The 14,706-nt window shown below is 65.1% G+C and carries 16 protein-coding genes; 6 read left to right on the top strand and 10 right to left on the bottom strand.

The genetic code is table 11. The features are described from left to right. Positions 1-11: 11 nt before the first annotated feature. Positions 12-845: a MerR family transcriptional regulator gene (locus AC3WJM_RS11090; RefSeq protein ID WP_492271893.1), complete on the bottom strand. Its 834-nt coding sequence runs from the start codon at positions 843-845 to the stop codon at positions 12-14. A gap of 130 nt (positions 846-975) precedes the next feature. Between AC3WJM_RS11090 and AC3WJM_RS11085 the strand changes: the two genes are divergently transcribed. Together AC3WJM_RS11085 and AC3WJM_RS11080 are read left to right on the top strand one after the other, a co-directional pair. After that, positions 976-1,488, top strand: coding sequence for a YybH family protein (locus tag AC3WJM_RS11085; RefSeq protein ID WP_492271892.1), 513 nt, complete (start codon positions 976-978; stop codon positions 1,486-1,488). 120 nt (positions 1,489-1,608) lie between these two features. Next, positions 1,609-2,232 carry a Pr6Pr family membrane protein gene (locus tag AC3WJM_RS11080; RefSeq protein ID WP_492271891.1) on the top strand — a complete coding sequence of 208 codons (624 nt, stop codon included), beginning with the start codon at positions 1,609-1,611 and terminating at the stop codon, positions 2,230-2,232. 1 nt (position 2,233) lies between these two features. Here AC3WJM_RS11080 and AC3WJM_RS11075 read toward each other — a convergent pair whose 3' ends face one another. Further along, positions 2,234-3,847 (bottom strand): peptide chain release factor 3, encoded by a 1,614-nt coding sequence (locus AC3WJM_RS11075; protein ID WP_059388347.1) that lies wholly within the window; start codon positions 3,845-3,847, stop codon positions 2,234-2,236. A gap of 334 nt (positions 3,848-4,181) precedes the next feature. Here AC3WJM_RS11075 and AC3WJM_RS11070 point away from each other — a divergent pair, with 334 nt between their 5' ends. Next, entirely contained in the window at positions 4,182-4,466 is a 285-nt protein-coding gene (locus tag AC3WJM_RS11070; RefSeq protein ID WP_441433761.1) for a hypothetical protein, read from the top strand. A 235-nt stretch (positions 4,467-4,701) separates the two neighbouring features. After that, on the top strand, positions 4,702-5,778 hold the full coding sequence (gene disA / locus AC3WJM_RS11065; RefSeq protein ID WP_059388344.1) for a DNA integrity scanning diadenylate cyclase DisA: 1,077 nt from the start codon (positions 4,702-4,704) through the stop codon (positions 5,776-5,778). On the opposite strand, the gene AC3WJM_RS11060 is transcribed toward disA, so the two are convergent. After that, positions 5,775-6,347 carry a hypothetical protein gene (locus AC3WJM_RS11060; RefSeq protein WP_476910747.1) on the bottom strand — a complete coding sequence of 191 codons (573 nt, stop codon included), beginning with the start codon at positions 6,345-6,347 and terminating at the stop codon, positions 5,775-5,777. The genes disA and AC3WJM_RS11060 overlap by 4 nt on opposite strands. A 309-nt stretch (positions 6,348-6,656) precedes the next feature. Between AC3WJM_RS11060 and AC3WJM_RS11055 the strand changes: the two genes are divergently transcribed. After that, positions 6,657-7,643 (top strand): HhH-GPD family protein, encoded by a 987-nt coding sequence (locus tag AC3WJM_RS11055; RefSeq protein WP_492271890.1) that lies wholly within the window; start codon positions 6,657-6,659, stop codon positions 7,641-7,643. 22 nt (positions 7,644-7,665) lie between these two features. Here the strand turns inward: AC3WJM_RS11055 and AC3WJM_RS11050 are convergent, their stop codons facing one another. Next, positions 7,666-8,334 (bottom strand): class I SAM-dependent methyltransferase, encoded by a 669-nt coding sequence (locus AC3WJM_RS11050; protein WP_492271889.1) that lies wholly within the window; start codon positions 8,332-8,334, stop codon positions 7,666-7,668. A 10-nt stretch (positions 8,335-8,344) separates the two neighbouring features. Next, on the bottom strand, positions 8,345-8,626 hold the full coding sequence (locus AC3WJM_RS11045) for a hypothetical protein (RefSeq protein WP_307053804.1): 282 nt from the start codon (positions 8,624-8,626) through the stop codon (positions 8,345-8,347). 184 nt (positions 8,627-8,810) lie between these two features. On the opposite strand from AC3WJM_RS11045, the gene AC3WJM_RS11040 reads away from it, so the two are divergent. Then, a complete protein-coding gene (locus AC3WJM_RS11040; protein WP_306964184.1) occupies positions 8,811-8,993 on the top strand; it encodes a hypothetical protein in 183 nt (60 codons plus the stop codon). A 59-nt stretch (positions 8,994-9,052) separates the two neighbouring features. On the opposite strand, the gene dhaM is transcribed toward AC3WJM_RS11040, so the two are convergent. The 5 genes from dhaM to AC3WJM_RS11015 form a co-directional block, all read right to left on the bottom strand. Continuing rightward, the gene (dhaM, locus tag AC3WJM_RS11035; protein ID WP_492271888.1) at positions 9,053-9,748 is read right to left on the bottom strand and encodes a dihydroxyacetone kinase phosphoryl donor subunit DhaM; all 696 of its coding nucleotides are present in this window, start codon (positions 9,746-9,748) and stop codon (positions 9,053-9,055) included. Beyond that, complete coding sequence (gene dhaL / locus AC3WJM_RS11030) at positions 9,745-10,395, bottom strand: dihydroxyacetone kinase subunit DhaL (RefSeq protein ID WP_284990896.1); 651 nt, start codon at positions 10,393-10,395, stop codon at positions 9,745-9,747. Before dhaL ends, dhaM begins: the two co-directional genes overlap by 4 nt. Positions 10,396-10,397: 2 nt before the next feature. After that, on the bottom strand, positions 10,398-11,399 hold the full coding sequence (dhaK, locus tag AC3WJM_RS11025) for a dihydroxyacetone kinase subunit DhaK (protein WP_059388341.1): 1,002 nt from the start codon (positions 11,397-11,399) through the stop codon (positions 10,398-10,400). 504 nt (positions 11,400-11,903) lie between these two features. After that, the gene (locus AC3WJM_RS11020) at positions 11,904-12,413 is read right to left on the bottom strand and encodes an amino-acid N-acetyltransferase (protein WP_059388339.1); all 510 of its coding nucleotides are present in this window, start codon (positions 12,411-12,413) and stop codon (positions 11,904-11,906) included. 28 nt (positions 12,414-12,441) lie between these two features. Beyond that, positions 12,442-14,544 (bottom strand): S9 family peptidase, encoded by a 2,103-nt coding sequence (locus AC3WJM_RS11015; RefSeq protein ID WP_492271887.1) that lies wholly within the window; start codon positions 14,542-14,544, stop codon positions 12,442-12,444. Positions 14,545-14,706 lie beyond the last annotated feature (162 nt).

Below are 14,706 nucleotides of genomic sequence, written 5' to 3'. Positions count from 1 at the left end.
GACCGCACAGGTTAACCGGGCGACGGTCCGGTGTGGAAGATCGGCCAGCAGATCTCGGTGCGCCACTCGGCCGCATCTGCGCTCTCGTGGCGCCCGACGGGGTAGTACTCGCGGATCGGGCCGTCCACGGCGAGGGCATGTTCAGCGACGTACGTGCCGAGGGCACCGTAAGCCAGGTCGATATTCGCGTGCGGGCCGCGGTGCACAATCGTCGCCAACTCGACCGCCGGGATGACCAGCGCGTCGACCCGACCCATGGGACGCAGCGGTCCGGCGCAAGGCACGAAGATCGTCGCCGCTCCGCGCCCGTGGGTGAACAGGTCTGTACTGAAGATCCCGCCAGCCGGCGCGTCGGCGGCCAGGCCCTGGGCGTCGAGCGTCGCGTAGATCTCACCGAGCGCACCCTGGTACCAGGTCAACGCCTCGGCGACGTCCACCGTCTCGGTGATCCCAGCCGCCGGGGTGGCCGGAACGCTCCGGCGCCCGATCTCGGCCCTGGTGCCGCCCGGCGGGCGGGTAAGCAGGTCGCGCAGCGAGGCGACCGCAGACTGGCTGCGCGCCAACTCCCGCTCCATCTGGTTCAAGTGCGCGGCCAGCAGCGCGTTGCGGGTGTCGAGGTCGGGAGCGGCCAGCACCTTGGCGATCTGCTCGACCGGCATGTCCAAGGCGCGAAAGCGGCGGATGATCTGCGCGGTCGGGATCTGCGCGGTGGTGTAGTACCGGTGGCCGGTATGCCGGTCCACCTCATCCGGTTCCAGCAGGCCCACCTGGTGGTAGTAGCGCAGCGTCTTCACGCTCAGGTGCGTGGCCCTTGCGAAGTCGCCGATCGGCAGTGTCGCGTCCATGCCTGCCACTATGCCACCTCCCCCAAGGGGAGATAAACGGGCGCGCGCGGGTCTTGCTCCTCCCCTGACGGCACGCCGCAGGGTTGTCCGTAGCGGCCGATCAGGGCCGCGAGATGAAGGGAGCAAAGTCATGACGACGACCGAGCAGGACAAGGAAGCCATCATCGCCATCGTCCGCGAGATGGCGTCGTCGATGACCGGTGCGCAGAGCACCCGGCACTGGGCGTCCGACGTGCTGTGGTTCGACATCCCCCCGTTCGCGTCCAGGGGCGTCCCCCCGGCGCGAAAGCTGTTCGACGACACCTTCGCCAACTTCGAGTCCTGCAACGTCGAGATCCTCGAACTGGACGCGAAGGTCAACGGGGACATGGGCATCGTCTGCACGGTGCAGAGCACGAACATCGTGCTCAAGAACGGCTCAACCAAGCACGTCATGGCCCGGCAGACCGACTGCTTCGAGCGGCGTGAGAACGGCTGGGAACTGATCCACCAGCACGCCTCCGTCCCGGCCGGCGGTGCGTGGGACGGCAAGATCACCACCGCTTGGGGCCCGATCTGCGACGCGACCGGCTCGACTGGCTTCCCGTGCGGGCCCAGTAGCTTGACGGGCCAACCCGGCGAACGCATTTGGTCACAGCACTAGCGGCCTCTTCACCCAGTCCACCACTGGACATCTGCGTGGATCACGCTGGCTGGCAGCTGACAGCTTGGTCTCGGAGTGTCGGGCGCATGGCTTGGCCGTGGCCACCGGAAGATTGTCCCCATGACCAAAAGAAATGTGCTCATTGGGGGACGCCTCTTCTTTGCCCTCCTGACCCTTGCAGCGGTCGGGACGCAGCTCACGGTCCACATCGGCCTGGGCTTCGATCCGTGGAACTTCTTCAGCTACTTCACCAACCTGTCCAACATCTTCGCGTCGGTGGTGCTGTTGATCAGCGGCTACCGCGTGCTGGTTGGCAAGCGGCCAAGCGAACTCGACGACGCCACCCGGGGCACTGCCACGATCGCCATGGCCGTCGTGGGACTCGTCTTCGGCGCGCTCCTCGCGGGACAGGACCTCGGCTCCCTGCTGCCGTGGGTCAACTTCGTAGTCCACTACCTCATGCCGGTTGTCATGGTGGCCGATTGGCTGTTCCAGCCTCCGCGCGCCAGGCTTACCGTCAAGCACCTTTGGTACTGGCTGCTCTACCCCGTTGCATACCTCGTCTACAGCCTGATCCGAGGTTCATTCGTCAACTGGTATGCCTATTGGTTCATCGACCCCGTGCGCGCCGGCGGTTGGGGCGGAGTGGCGGTCTTCGCCGTCGCGATCTCCATAGGATTCCTCGTGGTGAGCCTCGCCATGCTGGGGCTGGGAAACAAGCTCGAACGCCAAGTAAGCTACTGAACTATTTCGCGGGGTTGTGCGTGCCGATCGGGACCAGCGTGAGCTTCGGGTGGTTCTTCTCGATGCGGCGGAGAGCCCAGACATCGTTGAACAACGCGAGGTATTCGCCATCGGACCTCAACAGCACCTCAGCGCCCGGGACGTTGGCAAGCGCCGGCATGGCCTCCGCCGTCGAGATCCTCGCCATTGAGTATGGGAGGCGCTCCAAGCGCATCGGGGCGTTGAAGTCGTGGGCCATGCGGTCTTCAACCACTTCGAACTGCATGGGACCCACAGCGGCGAGCACGGGTGCCTGGTCGCCTCGGACGTCGGAACGGAGCACCTGGATGACGCCTTCATGCTCAAGCTGTTCGATGCCGCGGCGGAACTGCTTGAAGCGGCTGGGGTCCTGGGACCTGGCCACCTGGAAATGCTCGGGGGCGAAGAGCGGAATGGCGGGGAATTCCACGGGTTCTTCCAGGAACAGGCTGTCTCCAACGCGGAGTGAGGACGCGTTCACCAAGCCGACAACGTCCCCGGGGTAGGCCTCGTCGATGACTTCGCGTTCGCGCCCGAACACCTGCTGGGCGTACTTGGTGGCGAAGGACTTCCCGGTGCGGGTCTGCGTGACCACCATGCCGCGCTCAAAGACGCCGGAGCACACCCGGATGAAGGCAACGTGGTCGCGGTGGGCCTTGTTCATGCCGGCCTGGACCTTGAAGACAAACCCGGCAAAGGGAGCGTCAACGGAACGGGGCTCGCCGTCAACGTCGGGGCGGGGTGCTGCCGGGGGCGCGAAATCCACCAGGGCATCCAGGATCTCCTTGACCCCGAAGTTCAAGGCCGCCGAGCTGAAGAGGATGGGCGTTGCCGTTCCGGCGTGGAAGCTCTCCACGTTGAACTCGAGGTTTGATTCGATCACGAGTCCGGCTTCGTCGACGGCGTCGCTCCAGTTGTCGCCCTGGGTCTCGGCTGCTTCTTCCGGGGTGAAGTACTCGGTGATGGCGATGTTGGCGCCGGCGTTGTTGCGAGCGAACCGTGCGAAGCGGTCATTCCGCAGGTCCCAGACTCCACGGAAGTCGCCGGAAATGCCCACGGCCCAGGTCAAGGGCATGGGCTGGAGGCCGGTGCGTTCCGTGATCTCGTCCATCAGCGCGAGCGCGTCGAGGCCCGGGCGGTCCCATTTGTTGATGACCGTGATGATCGGCAGGTTGCGCTGCTTGCAGACCTCGAAGAGCTTCATGGTCTGTGTTTCCAGGCCCTTGGCGGCGTCCACCAGCATCACTGCGCAGTCGACGGCGGCCAGTACGCGGTAGGTGTCCTCGGAGAAGTCGGCGTGGCCCGGGGTGTCCAGCAGGTTGATCACGGTGTCCCGGTAGGAGAACTGCAACGCCGCGGAGCTGATGGAAATACCGCGGTCCTTTTCCATCTGCATCCAGTCGGAAACAGTTTCCTTGCGGTTGGCCTTGCCGCTCGACGCACCGGCGGTGCCGATGACCTTGGCATGCAGGGCGAGGGCTTCCGTGAGCGTGGACTTGCCGGCGTCCGGGTGCGAGATGACCGCGAAAGTCCGACGCCGGGAGGCCTCATGGTGAATTTCCTGGACTCGGGCGGGGCTCAGGACTTCTTGGGACACGGTGCTACTTTCGCTGCGATCTGGGCGTTGCCCGCACTGGAACGACGGGCCGAACGTGGAATGGAGGCTGGATACGGGCCCCGCGTGGGCCGGGGCCAACTCAGGGAGTGGCACGATTTGCGCGCCAGCCAAGATACCAAGTTTATCGCAGCCCGGGACCACGCCGGAGGCAGCGTCCCAACCCAGCGCTTAACAGGATCGAAACGAGGTGCACAAACCTCCGAAATCACCGGCCGATAGTTTGGAGCAATGGCGGACGCCTCCGGCCCGCGTTGGAGCCGTCCGCCCGGAAAAACTGAGCAGCCGACGATGGCATGAAAGGAACAGGGCATCAATGAAACCAGGGAATGGCTTGTTCTACGATCCCCTCGGCCCCTCCCCCGCGGCGAACTCCACAGGGTTCACGCCGGTGAACTCCACAGGATTCACGGAATCGAACTCCGCCGCGGCCAGGAGCTGGCCCCAGCAAGGACACCGCCCGGACGCGAGCACGGGCGGTACCCACTCTCCAGCGAGGCAAACGCATCCGGACACCGGAAGGGCGGCGGCCAGGGAAGCCGCGCTGCAGAGTGTGCGGCGCGACCTTGAGCGACTCGCGCGCCTTCGGACGGCTCCATGACGGTCCCGGGGACCGAGCCCAAAGCGGCGGTCCGGCGACCGCCGTCGAGCGCGTTTCCGGGGCCTCGTCACCTAACCTTCTTTGGGGCACTTTAAGGCTTGCCCGTGCGGTTGTTGCCGGTCTATACCTCTATCATTGAGCTTGCGGGAAACATGGCATTTTGATCCCGCCGACTTATTGCTGAAAACCGGCACACTTGCGGGCGCGCCTGCGTGCACCTTTGAAGGGAACACCTATGGCTCGGAGCCCCGAAGATTCGCTCAAGGCGACTCTGGGCAGGGTGGCCCCCGGAACACCGTTGCGCGACGGTCTGGAACGCATCCTCCGTGGGCGCACCGGTGCCCTGATTGTGTTGGGCACGGACCGGACCATCGAATCCATCTGTTCAGGCGGCTTTGAAATCGGCATCGATTTCTCCCCGACGCGACTGCGTGAGCTCGCGAAGATGGACGGTGCCATCATCTGCGACAAAGACGCCGGGAATATCCTTCGTGCAGCAGTACAGCTTGTGCCGGACTCCAGCATCGAGACCCAGGAATCAGGAACGCGTCACAGGACGGCCGAGCGCGTAGCCATCCAGACAGGTGTTCCGGTGATTTCGGTCAGCCAGTCCATGCAGATCATCGCCCTCTACGTCAACGGCCTGCGGCACGTGCTGGAGGGCTCCGAGAAGGTCCTGGCCCGCGCCAACCAGGCTCTCGCAACGCTCGAACGCTACAGCGCCCGATTGGACCAGGTCACCAGCGCCCTGTCGGCCCTCGAAATCGAGGCCATGGTCACCGTCCGGGATGTGGCGGTCACCCTCCAGCGCCAGGAAATGGTCCGGCGCATCGCCGAGGAAATCGCCCAGTATGTCCTGGAACTGGGTGAGGACGGCAGGCTGCTCTCGCTGCAGTTGGAAGAGCTCACCACCGGCCGCGGCCCGGGCAGCGACGTGATCATCCGGGACTACGCCGGTGCCGACGCTTCGCCCGAGGACATCGACGGCGCTGTGCAGGCCCTTTTGGATCTTGGCCCGGCGGAGCTGATCGATCTGGGCAAGATCGCGGGAATCATCGGATTCGCCGGAGGCATGGACGTGCTCGACGCCGGTGTGCAGCCGCGCGGCTACCGCCTCTTATCCGGGCTGAAGTCGGTTCCGAAAGCCGTGGCCGACCGTTTGGTGGAGCACTTCGGCGGACTCCAGTACCTCATGGCCGCCACTATCGACGATCTCATGACCGTGGACGGCATCGGCGACCAGCGTGCCCGGACCGTCCGTGAAGGACTCAGCCGCATGGCCGAAGCCAGCTTGCTGGACCGGTTCCTCTAGCCCAGCTGGAAGACCGCCTTCGTGCTCGCCTTGTTTCCCAAGACGGCTTTGAAGGTGTAGGTGCCGGTGGCCGGCTTGGCCGAGATGACGCCACAACCCTCCGTCGTCCGGTTGCGTTGCCAGGGGAAGTTGGCGATCTCGCTCTTGCCCGGATCGATCTGCTTCACGAGGTCATCGCCCTTCGCTTGGCAGTCCTTGGAGGAGAAGATCCGGTCCTCGCCGCTCATTACCAGGAACTCCATCTGCGACGTGCCGACGTTGACCTGGCACGGCGCTGCTCCGCCGTTGGTGATCTTCATGCTCAACACGGGGTTCTGTCCGGCCGCATAAGCGGGCTGGTCTGTAGACGCCGTTACCGTCACCAGGTTGAGGTCGCACACAGGGGTGGCCGGGGGTGTTGTGGTGGGCGCGATGGAATCCGTCGATGGCGTCTGGCTCGCAGGAGCGGCTCCCACGGCTTGGGTCTTGGCTGCGCCGGGATCAGCCTTGCCTGCAAGGGATGAACTCATGGCAACGACCCCGGCAACGAGCATCGCCAGGACCACCAGGAGGGCACCGAAGACAACCAACCTCCGACGCCGGTAAACGGCAGGGCTTGTCCGCCGCCTTTGGGGCCGGACCCCATTCGCGGAACGGCTTGCTCCTGCGGTCCGGGCAGGGCTTTTTGCCGACGGCGACGTGCGCGCCCTCGGCGGTTGCTTGCCCTTGTTGACCATGCTTCTAGGCTAGGCAACGCAAGGCCTGGATGGCACCGCACCACGCCGCCGGGGCCCGATCGGAGCCAGTATGACCTACGTCATTCCGGGCCGGCTCCACTAGAGTGGATGGCAGGAACCGGCCGCCAACAGGGCCCGCCACGAACCGCAGCAAGGATCTTCATGTCACTGCCCGGCTCCGCCGAGATTGCCAGCGCCGCTGAACTTGCCGGCACCCATCCCCTCACGGACTTGCACCTCTCCATGGACCGCTGGTTCTCCGAGGTGGCCCGCGTATTGCCGTGGAGGGCCCCGGACTGCAGTCCATGGGGGATCCTGGTCAGCGAGGTGATGCTGCAGCAGACTCCGGTGGTTCGCGTCCTGCCGGTGTGGGAAGACTGGATGAATCGCTGGCCGGAACCTGCGGACCTCGCGGAGCAGCCCTCGGGTGAGGCCGTGCGGCATTGGGGCAGGCTCGGTTATCCCCGCCGCGCGCTCAGGCTCCACGCGGCCGCCGTCGCGATCGTGGAACAGCATGGCGGCAAGGTGCCGGACACGCACGCATCGCTGTTGAGCCTTCCCGGCGTCGGCGACTACACGGCAGCGGCGGTGGCTGCTTTTGCGTTCGGGCGCCGCGAAACAGTGGTGGACACGAACATCCGGCGGGTGCACGCCCGGCTCGTTTCAGGACTCGCCCTGCCGGCGCCGTCGCTCACCGCGTCGGAGATGCGCCTTGCCGAATCGCTCATGCCCGACGACGTCACGCTCTCCGTCCGCTGGAACGCTTCCGTCATGGAACTCGGAGCGCTGGTGTGCACGGCCCGCTCCCCCAAGTGCTCAGACTGCCCCGTCCGCGACTCCTGCGCGTGGCTTGCCGCAGGTGAACCGCCCCCGACGTACACCCCCAAGGGCCAGGCGTGGCACGGCACGGACCGGCAGTTGCGGGGTGCCGTCATGGCCGTGTTGCGCGTGGCCGATTCGCCGGTAGCCCCTGAGCTGTTCGAACGCCCCGCAGCCGACCTCGGCTTCGACGCCGAGGGCACGGCCGTGCCGCTGGCTGCCCTGCACCGCTTGAATTCGGCCCCGGAGCAGTTGGAACGCGCTCTTGAGGGGCTCCTTCGCGACGGTTTGGCCGAGATGCACGACGGCGGACTGCGGCTCCCGGCCTAGGCTTCCGTTTGCGCCGCGTCCTTCACGCCGTGGCCGGCTTGCGGGCTGGCTTGCGGGCTAGAAGGTAGGCCTGCGGGGTCTTCTCGTACCTGTCGTCCGGTTCGCGGAGAAGCTGTGCCTCGACGACCAAGCCGGCCTGAAGGAGGAGTTCCGAGATGTGGTCCGGCGGCAAGCGGTAGGCATCGAGGTCGATCTCGTGGCCATACGCGAAGCCCAAGCGCCTGGGCTCGTCACCGGCTTGGAACGCGAGCAGCAACAAGCCGCCGTCCAGGAGGGTCCGGTGGAATTCCCCGAACACCCGCGGCAAACGGGCCGGCGGCGTGTGGATGATCGAATACCAGGCGACGATGCCGTCCAGGGTGCCGTCCGCCAACTCCAGTGCCTCCATCGACCCTTCACTGAACTGCAGGCTGGGGTGATCGCGGCGGGCTACAGCCACCATTTCCGGCGACAGGTCGATGCCGAAAGCCGCCAGGCCGAGTGAACGCAAGTGCGCCGTGATCCGTCCGGGCCCGCAACCAATGTCGGCAACTGCCTCGCCGCCCGAGGACTGCACAAGCTCGGCAAAGGTGCCGAGCATGGCCCGGTCATAAGGTTTGGTGTGGAGTTCGTTGCGCAGGAGTTCGGCGTAATCGACGGCTACCGTGTTGTATGCGGCGCGAGTGGCATGCACATCCGAGGGTTCAGTCATGGAAAGAACCCTATTCTTTGTGGCCGGCTTGCTCCTGGACTCCACGGAAAACCCGGCCGTTACTTAGCCCGAGGTCGCGGAGCCACAACGATCCGCAGATGTCGGTAACGATGTGCCTGCCAGTTGCGGGCATCCCGTTCCGGGCGTCGGCCGCGGGATTATTCTCAAGTATGCGCAGGTTGTGGGCCGCCATTGCATTGACCACGACGGCGGCGCTCTGGTCGGGATGCGAACCCCAAGTCACCGTTTGCCCGGCAATTGCGATGGCCCCCGTGGTCTCCCTGACAATCACGGCAGACTACGCGCCAACGGTCAAAACCGTCCATTTGAAGGCATGCCAGGACGGGAAATGCCGCGAGGGCGATGTGGATCTGCGCCCGGGCAGCGTGTCGCTCCCTCAATCCTGCGGGCCGGAACCTGAAGGGTCATGCTCTGCCGTCGCGTCACCGGATGGCACCCGCTACGGCTTCCTCAACATGGGAACGCTAACCTCCTCGCCCATCGATGCCGAAGTGACTGGCCTGGACACAAACGGCGGGACCTTGCCCACCAGGACGCTCAACTTCACGCCGAAAAGTACCAAACCGTGGGGCGAGCAGTGCCAGACCGCCATTACGGCGAGCCTCTTGCTCGATGCCCATGGTCTGCGGCAGTCCTGAACACCTCCGCGGCACGGCAAATCTCGGCGTGCGGCGACATATCGGCGTGCAGGGCGACGTCAGATCTCGCCGAATCCCTGTTCCACCAGCCGCCTGACGTAGTCCACGGCTTTCGATGAGTCTTTGCCCCAAGCCTCGACCCTGAGTTTGCCGCCCTGGCCCACGGCGAGGCTCATGAGTTCCATGATGGAGGTGCCATCGACGCCGTTTACCGTTGCCTCGACATCCATCCCGGCCAGTCCGCCCGCAATCTTCGCCGCAGGCCTGGCGTGCATTCCCATGGGGTTTATGAGCTCGAACTCGCCGCTTTCCGCCGGTTCGCCCCTTCCTTGGGATTCGGCTATCCCCGCGGACTCAAAAACAGGCTCCGGGCCGAATCGAACCGACTCCGCGGCGGCCTTCACTGCGGCGGCCATGGCACCACCCTGGGTGGCCACCGCTGCGGCGACCAGGCCCTCCACCAAGGGAGCGTCGGCGAGGAGCACTTTGTCCGGGTCGCTGCAGAACTCGGCCGCTGATTCTGCCGTCATGACCGCGGAACCCAGGTCCGTCAGAACCACCACGCCATCCCCTGAAGCCTCCCCAAGTCCTGCCTCGAATGCGGCGATCGCTTTCTCCAGGTCGGTGCCGATCCGGCCATCCTCCGTCCCGCCGACGGCGTAGAACCGCACATCGGGGGCCATTTGCGCGGCCAGTTCAACCGCGCCCTCCGCGATCTTCCGACTGTGCGAAACCACCACCAAGCCCACCGTCATTCAGCGGACCCTTCGGGGAATCCGGCGGCAGTCGCGGCGGCGCGCAACAGCAGCGCAGAAGACGCAGCCCCGGGATCTCGGTGACCGGCGCTGCGTTCACCGAGGTAGCTTGCGCGCCCCTTGCGGGCTACCAACGGATCAGTCGTCACGGCCCCGACCTCGGCAGCCTCGGCCGCCGCGGCCAGCACCGCCACAGCATCTCCTCCAGCCACGAGGACCTCGTCCGCCGCTTCGACGGCGGGAGACCAGGCATCCACCATGGTTTTGTCGCCCAGCTCCGCTTTTCCGCGGGCAACAATTCCGTCCCGAGCCGCAGTCAGTGCTCCTGCAAGCGCCGCTGCATCAACGTCCGCGCTTTCTCCCAGCGCCGTTGCCGCCCGAAGATACGCGGTTCCGTACAGCGGTCCGGCTGCCCCGCCCACCTTGGACATCAAGGCCATCGCCGCCAGCTTCAGCGCTGCACCGGGCGTTTCGGGTGGAGTCTGGGCAAGTTTCTCCATGACGGCCTGGAATCCCCGGTCCATGTTTTCACCGTGGTCGGAGTCGCCGATCGCGCGGTCCAGAGCAATCAACTCTTCCCGGTGCTCGGCCATGAGCCGTGCGGAGAGCGTCAACCATTCGACCGCCCATTCGACCCCCAGGCCCACTGTCACATCCCCCAACGCAGGGCCGGAGTATGGACGGGTGCGTCCCAAAGGGCCGTGAGTTCGTCATCAAGACGCAGTACCGAGATGGAGCAGCCCTGCATCTCGAGCGACGTGACGTAGTTGCCCACGAGGGAGCGTTCCACTTTGGCTCCTCTTTCCGCGAGGATCTGGGCGGCCCGGCGGTAGACGATGTACAACTCGCTAAGGGGCGTACCGCCCATGCCGTTGACGAAGAGCAGCACTTCTTCACCGGCCTTGATCCCAAGGTCCTCCAGGACAGGGTCCAAGAGGCGGCTGGTGATGGCGTCGGCGCCCTCCATGGCGATCCGGTGCCTGCCGGGTTCACCGTGAATGCCTATGCCGATTTCGATTTCATCCTCGGCGAGCTCGAAGCTGGGTACCCCGGCATGCGGCACGGTGCAGCCGGACAGGGCGACGCCCATGGTGCGCACGTTGCGGACAACTCCCTCCGCCACGCCCGCGACGGCTTCCAGCGAATCCCCACGTTCCGCTGCTGCGCCGGCAATCTTTTCGACCAGCACGGTGCCGCCCACGCCGCGGCGGCCTGCCGTATACAGGGAATCCTCCACCGCGACGTCGTCGTTGACGAGAACCGAGCGGACGCTGATTCCTTCAGCCTGGGCCATCTCTGCCGCGGTCTCGAAGTTCAGCACGTCACCGGTGTAGTTCTTCACGATGTGAATGACGCCGGCCCCGGAATCGACGGCCGCCGTGGCCGGAATGATTTGGTCAGGCGTGGGCGAGGTGAAGACGGCGCCCGGCACAGCGGCGTCGAGCATTCCGTGCCCCACAAAGCCGGCATGAAGCGGCTCATGGCCGCTCCCTCCTCCCGACACAAGCGCCACCTTGCCGGCTACGGGCGCTCCTTTTCGAACGACGAAGATGGGGTCCGTATGGACATCCACGAGATCGGCATGGGCCATGCCGAAACCCTCGACAGACTCGTCCACCACCGAGCGGGGATCGTTGATGAGCTTTTTCATGGCGCGCTCCTGGGGCGTTGCTGGTAGGTGATTTGACCCTACTACCAGCGCCCCGGGCACGGTAGGGGAACGGTCCGTATGTGGGAACGTGCAACACAGAACCCAGCGACGGAAAGGCAAAAGGGACAACCCCCAATGGTTGTCCCTTCTGAAGAACCTTCCGGTATCCGCCTGCTTAGTGGGGCGGTCCGCCCACCGTCAGACGGCCGATGCTGAAGTCTTGGGCTGTTGCGTCCTGGGCCATCGAGTCGGGCCAAAGATCGGTGCACGCGGACCGCATGCAACCCCCGGTCCCCTGCTTGCGCGACTCCGGTGTGGAGCCGGGACGCGGCATGTCGATTTGGAAACCTGAAAAGTCCGGAAACATAACCTGGTACTTCATTTCTCGCCTCCACAGTATGGTTGGCCCGCCGCAACCGAGCCTCAACTAGTTTATCCATCAAGTTGATATACGTAAAGACTCTGGGGACCGGCACATCCAAGATCCGGGGAGAAGAAACCGAGCTAAAGGACCTTGATCATGCGGGTGTTGCCCAGGGTATTGGGCTTCACCCGGGCAAGATCGAGGAACTCGGCCACGCCTTCGTCGTGGGAGCGCAGCAATTCCGAGTAGACCTGGGGGTCGACGGCGGTTTGGTCCGCCATGACTTCGAAGCCGTGACGCTTGAAGAAGTCCACTTCGAACGTCAGGCAGAAGACCCGCGCAACGCCCAAGGCCCGGGCGTCCTCCAGGAGTTGCTGGACAAGGACGTGACCCACGCCTTTGCCCCGCCAATTGTCGTCCGCCGCCAAAGTGCGCACCTCTGCCAGGTCCTCCCACATGACGTGCAGCGCACCGCAACCGATCACCTCGCCGTCGGACGATTCGGCAATCCGGAACTCCTGGAGGCTCTCGTAGTAGGCAACGGTCTCCTTGGCCATCAGGATTCGCTGCTCTGCCAGTGGCGCTACAAGCCTCTTGATCGCGGCAACATCGCCGGTGCGGGCAGGACGGATACTGAAGGTGGAAGTCACAGCCCCAATCTTACGAGGCGAAAGGCGCCTAGAGCCCCAGGTCCCCAGGAACAGGAACCTCCTGTCCAAGTACCTGCCTGGCAAGGAAGTGCTCCACGACGCCGTACCAGACCTTGGCGTGCTGCGGCTGCAGGATCCAATGGTTCTCGTCAGGGAAATACAGGAAGCGGTGCTGGGTTTCACCGCTCTCATCGGTGGGCAGCCCGGAACTGGAAAGAAGTTCGTACCAAAGCCTCAGGCCCTCGCCGATCGGCACCCGGTAGTCCTTGTCACCGTGGATCACCAGCATGGGCGTCTTGATTTTGGCGACATGGAGATGGGGCGAATTGTCCAGCGCCATCTCCGGAGTCATTTCCTTGAGCCAATACTGCGAAGCGTCCGTGGTGGGCCCGAACTGGTCCATTGCCCACAAACTGGCGTGCGTCACGATCGCCTTGAAACGGTCCGTGTGCCCGGCCACCCAGTTGGCCATGTAGCCGCCGAAGGAGCCGCCCATGGCGGCTGTCCGCGTCTGGTCAATGTCGGACCGCTGGACCACTGCCTCGGTGATGGACATGAGGTCCGTATACGGCGCCTTGCCCCATTCACCCCAGCCGCGCTGGATGAATTGCTGGCCATATCCGGTGGACAGTGCCGGGTCCGGTAGCAACACGGCATATCCCTTCGACACGAGCAGCCATGGATTCCATCGCCAGGTCCAGGCGTTCCACGAGCCCAACGGCCCGCCGTGGATCCACAACAGCAGGGGCGCCGGGTTCGCCTCCGACGCGCCCTCCGGGAGCGCGAGGTAAGCCGGAACCCTCGAACCATCTGCCGCACTCGTTTCCACCCGTTCCAACGAACCTTTGATCCGGGGACGTTCAGCCGGTGCGGGAAGCCGCTCGACGTCACCCGAAGCGAGATCGATCCGGACGGCTTCAGCCGGGAATTCATACGAGCTGCGCAGCGCAAACGCGCTCAGCCCATCGGGGGAAACCACGACGTCGGTGTACGCTGCCGCGTCCTGCGTCACCCGGGTAACCGTACCGTCGGCGACGGCGACCCGGAAAACCGGCGTCGCGCCGTCGTCGTCGGCCGTGACGAGGAGCGAACGCCCGTCCGGAAGCCAGGCCGCGGGGCTGCCCCAGCGGTCCCAAGAGGGCGCCAGCGGCTCAAGGTCAAGGGTTTCTCCAGCACCGACATTCAAGAGGTGGAGTTTGACCTGGGGCGCCTGCCGGGGAGTACTGTCGCTTTCACTGACTACGGAGAGCATCTTGCCGTCAGGGCTGACGGGGCCGGGGAAATAGCTCACTCCGTCATGGTCGAGGAGCACCTTGATCGAGCCGGAAGCGACGTCGACGGCGGCGAGCACAAAGCGTGTGTCAGCCTTCGCGAGCGGCTTGGCCATGCTCGTATAGATCGTCTTGCCGTCCGGACTGACCACTGCGTGCGTGTTGCGGAGGTTGCCGCCGACGTCGGGCGTGAGATTGCGCAGTTTCAGGGGTGCCGTAGCGTCAACGGTCGCCGGCTTGCCGGACCCGGCCGTATCTCCGTTTTCCACGGCAAACAGCCGGGGCTGGGCAGGCCCCAGATCCGCGTCCCAGTAGCGGACCGGGTAGCCGGTGTGCAAAATGGCCGCTACCTTGTTGTCCTTGCGGCTCTTGCGCCTCTCGTCGTCATTGTCCTCATCCGTGGAACCGGCGAGGACCGAGGCCGTGACGAAAGTTGCATCCGCGGCTGACGCGGCCATGACGCCGCCGACGCCGCCCGCGCGGGAATGGACCACCCGCGCCTCACCGCCGTCGGCGGGCAGGAGCCACAACGCGCTCACGGGGTCCGCTTCGGGGCTGTCCGGATCGGGCCGGGCTGAGGTGAAGTAGAGGTCGCCGTTGGCGGCGAACACCGCGCCGGTTTCTCCCTTGGCGCTGCGCGTGATGCGGCGGGCGTGCTTCTTTCTCGCAGGATCGAGCTCCCAGAGGGCAGTGACGTACTCAGTGCCCTTGGCGTTGAGGGTGGAAACCGTAGTGACCAGGCGGCTTCCGTCCGCGCTGAGAGCCAGGCCCCCGACCCGGGGGATGGCCAGGTAGTGGTCGAGATCGTGGAAAGGAGTTTCGGGTTGTGTGCTCGGGGCCTCTGGGGCATTCGAATCCATGCTCTGATTCAACACGCAATGTGCCGCAGATCACAGAAGGTTCACTGAGAGTGAAACACTTATTTCAGATATTGCGGCCTGGGGAATCGAGTAGGAGGGCCGGGTCTCCCGGCCCTCCTCTCACACCACCGTACGTGCGGGCCTCGCATACGGCGGTTCGCT

Source organism: Arthrobacter sp. FW306-1B-G06A, from assembly GCF_058781765.1.
The sequence above is the reverse complement of the archived record's forward strand: the minus strand, read 5'-3'. Positions and strand labels throughout refer to the sequence as shown.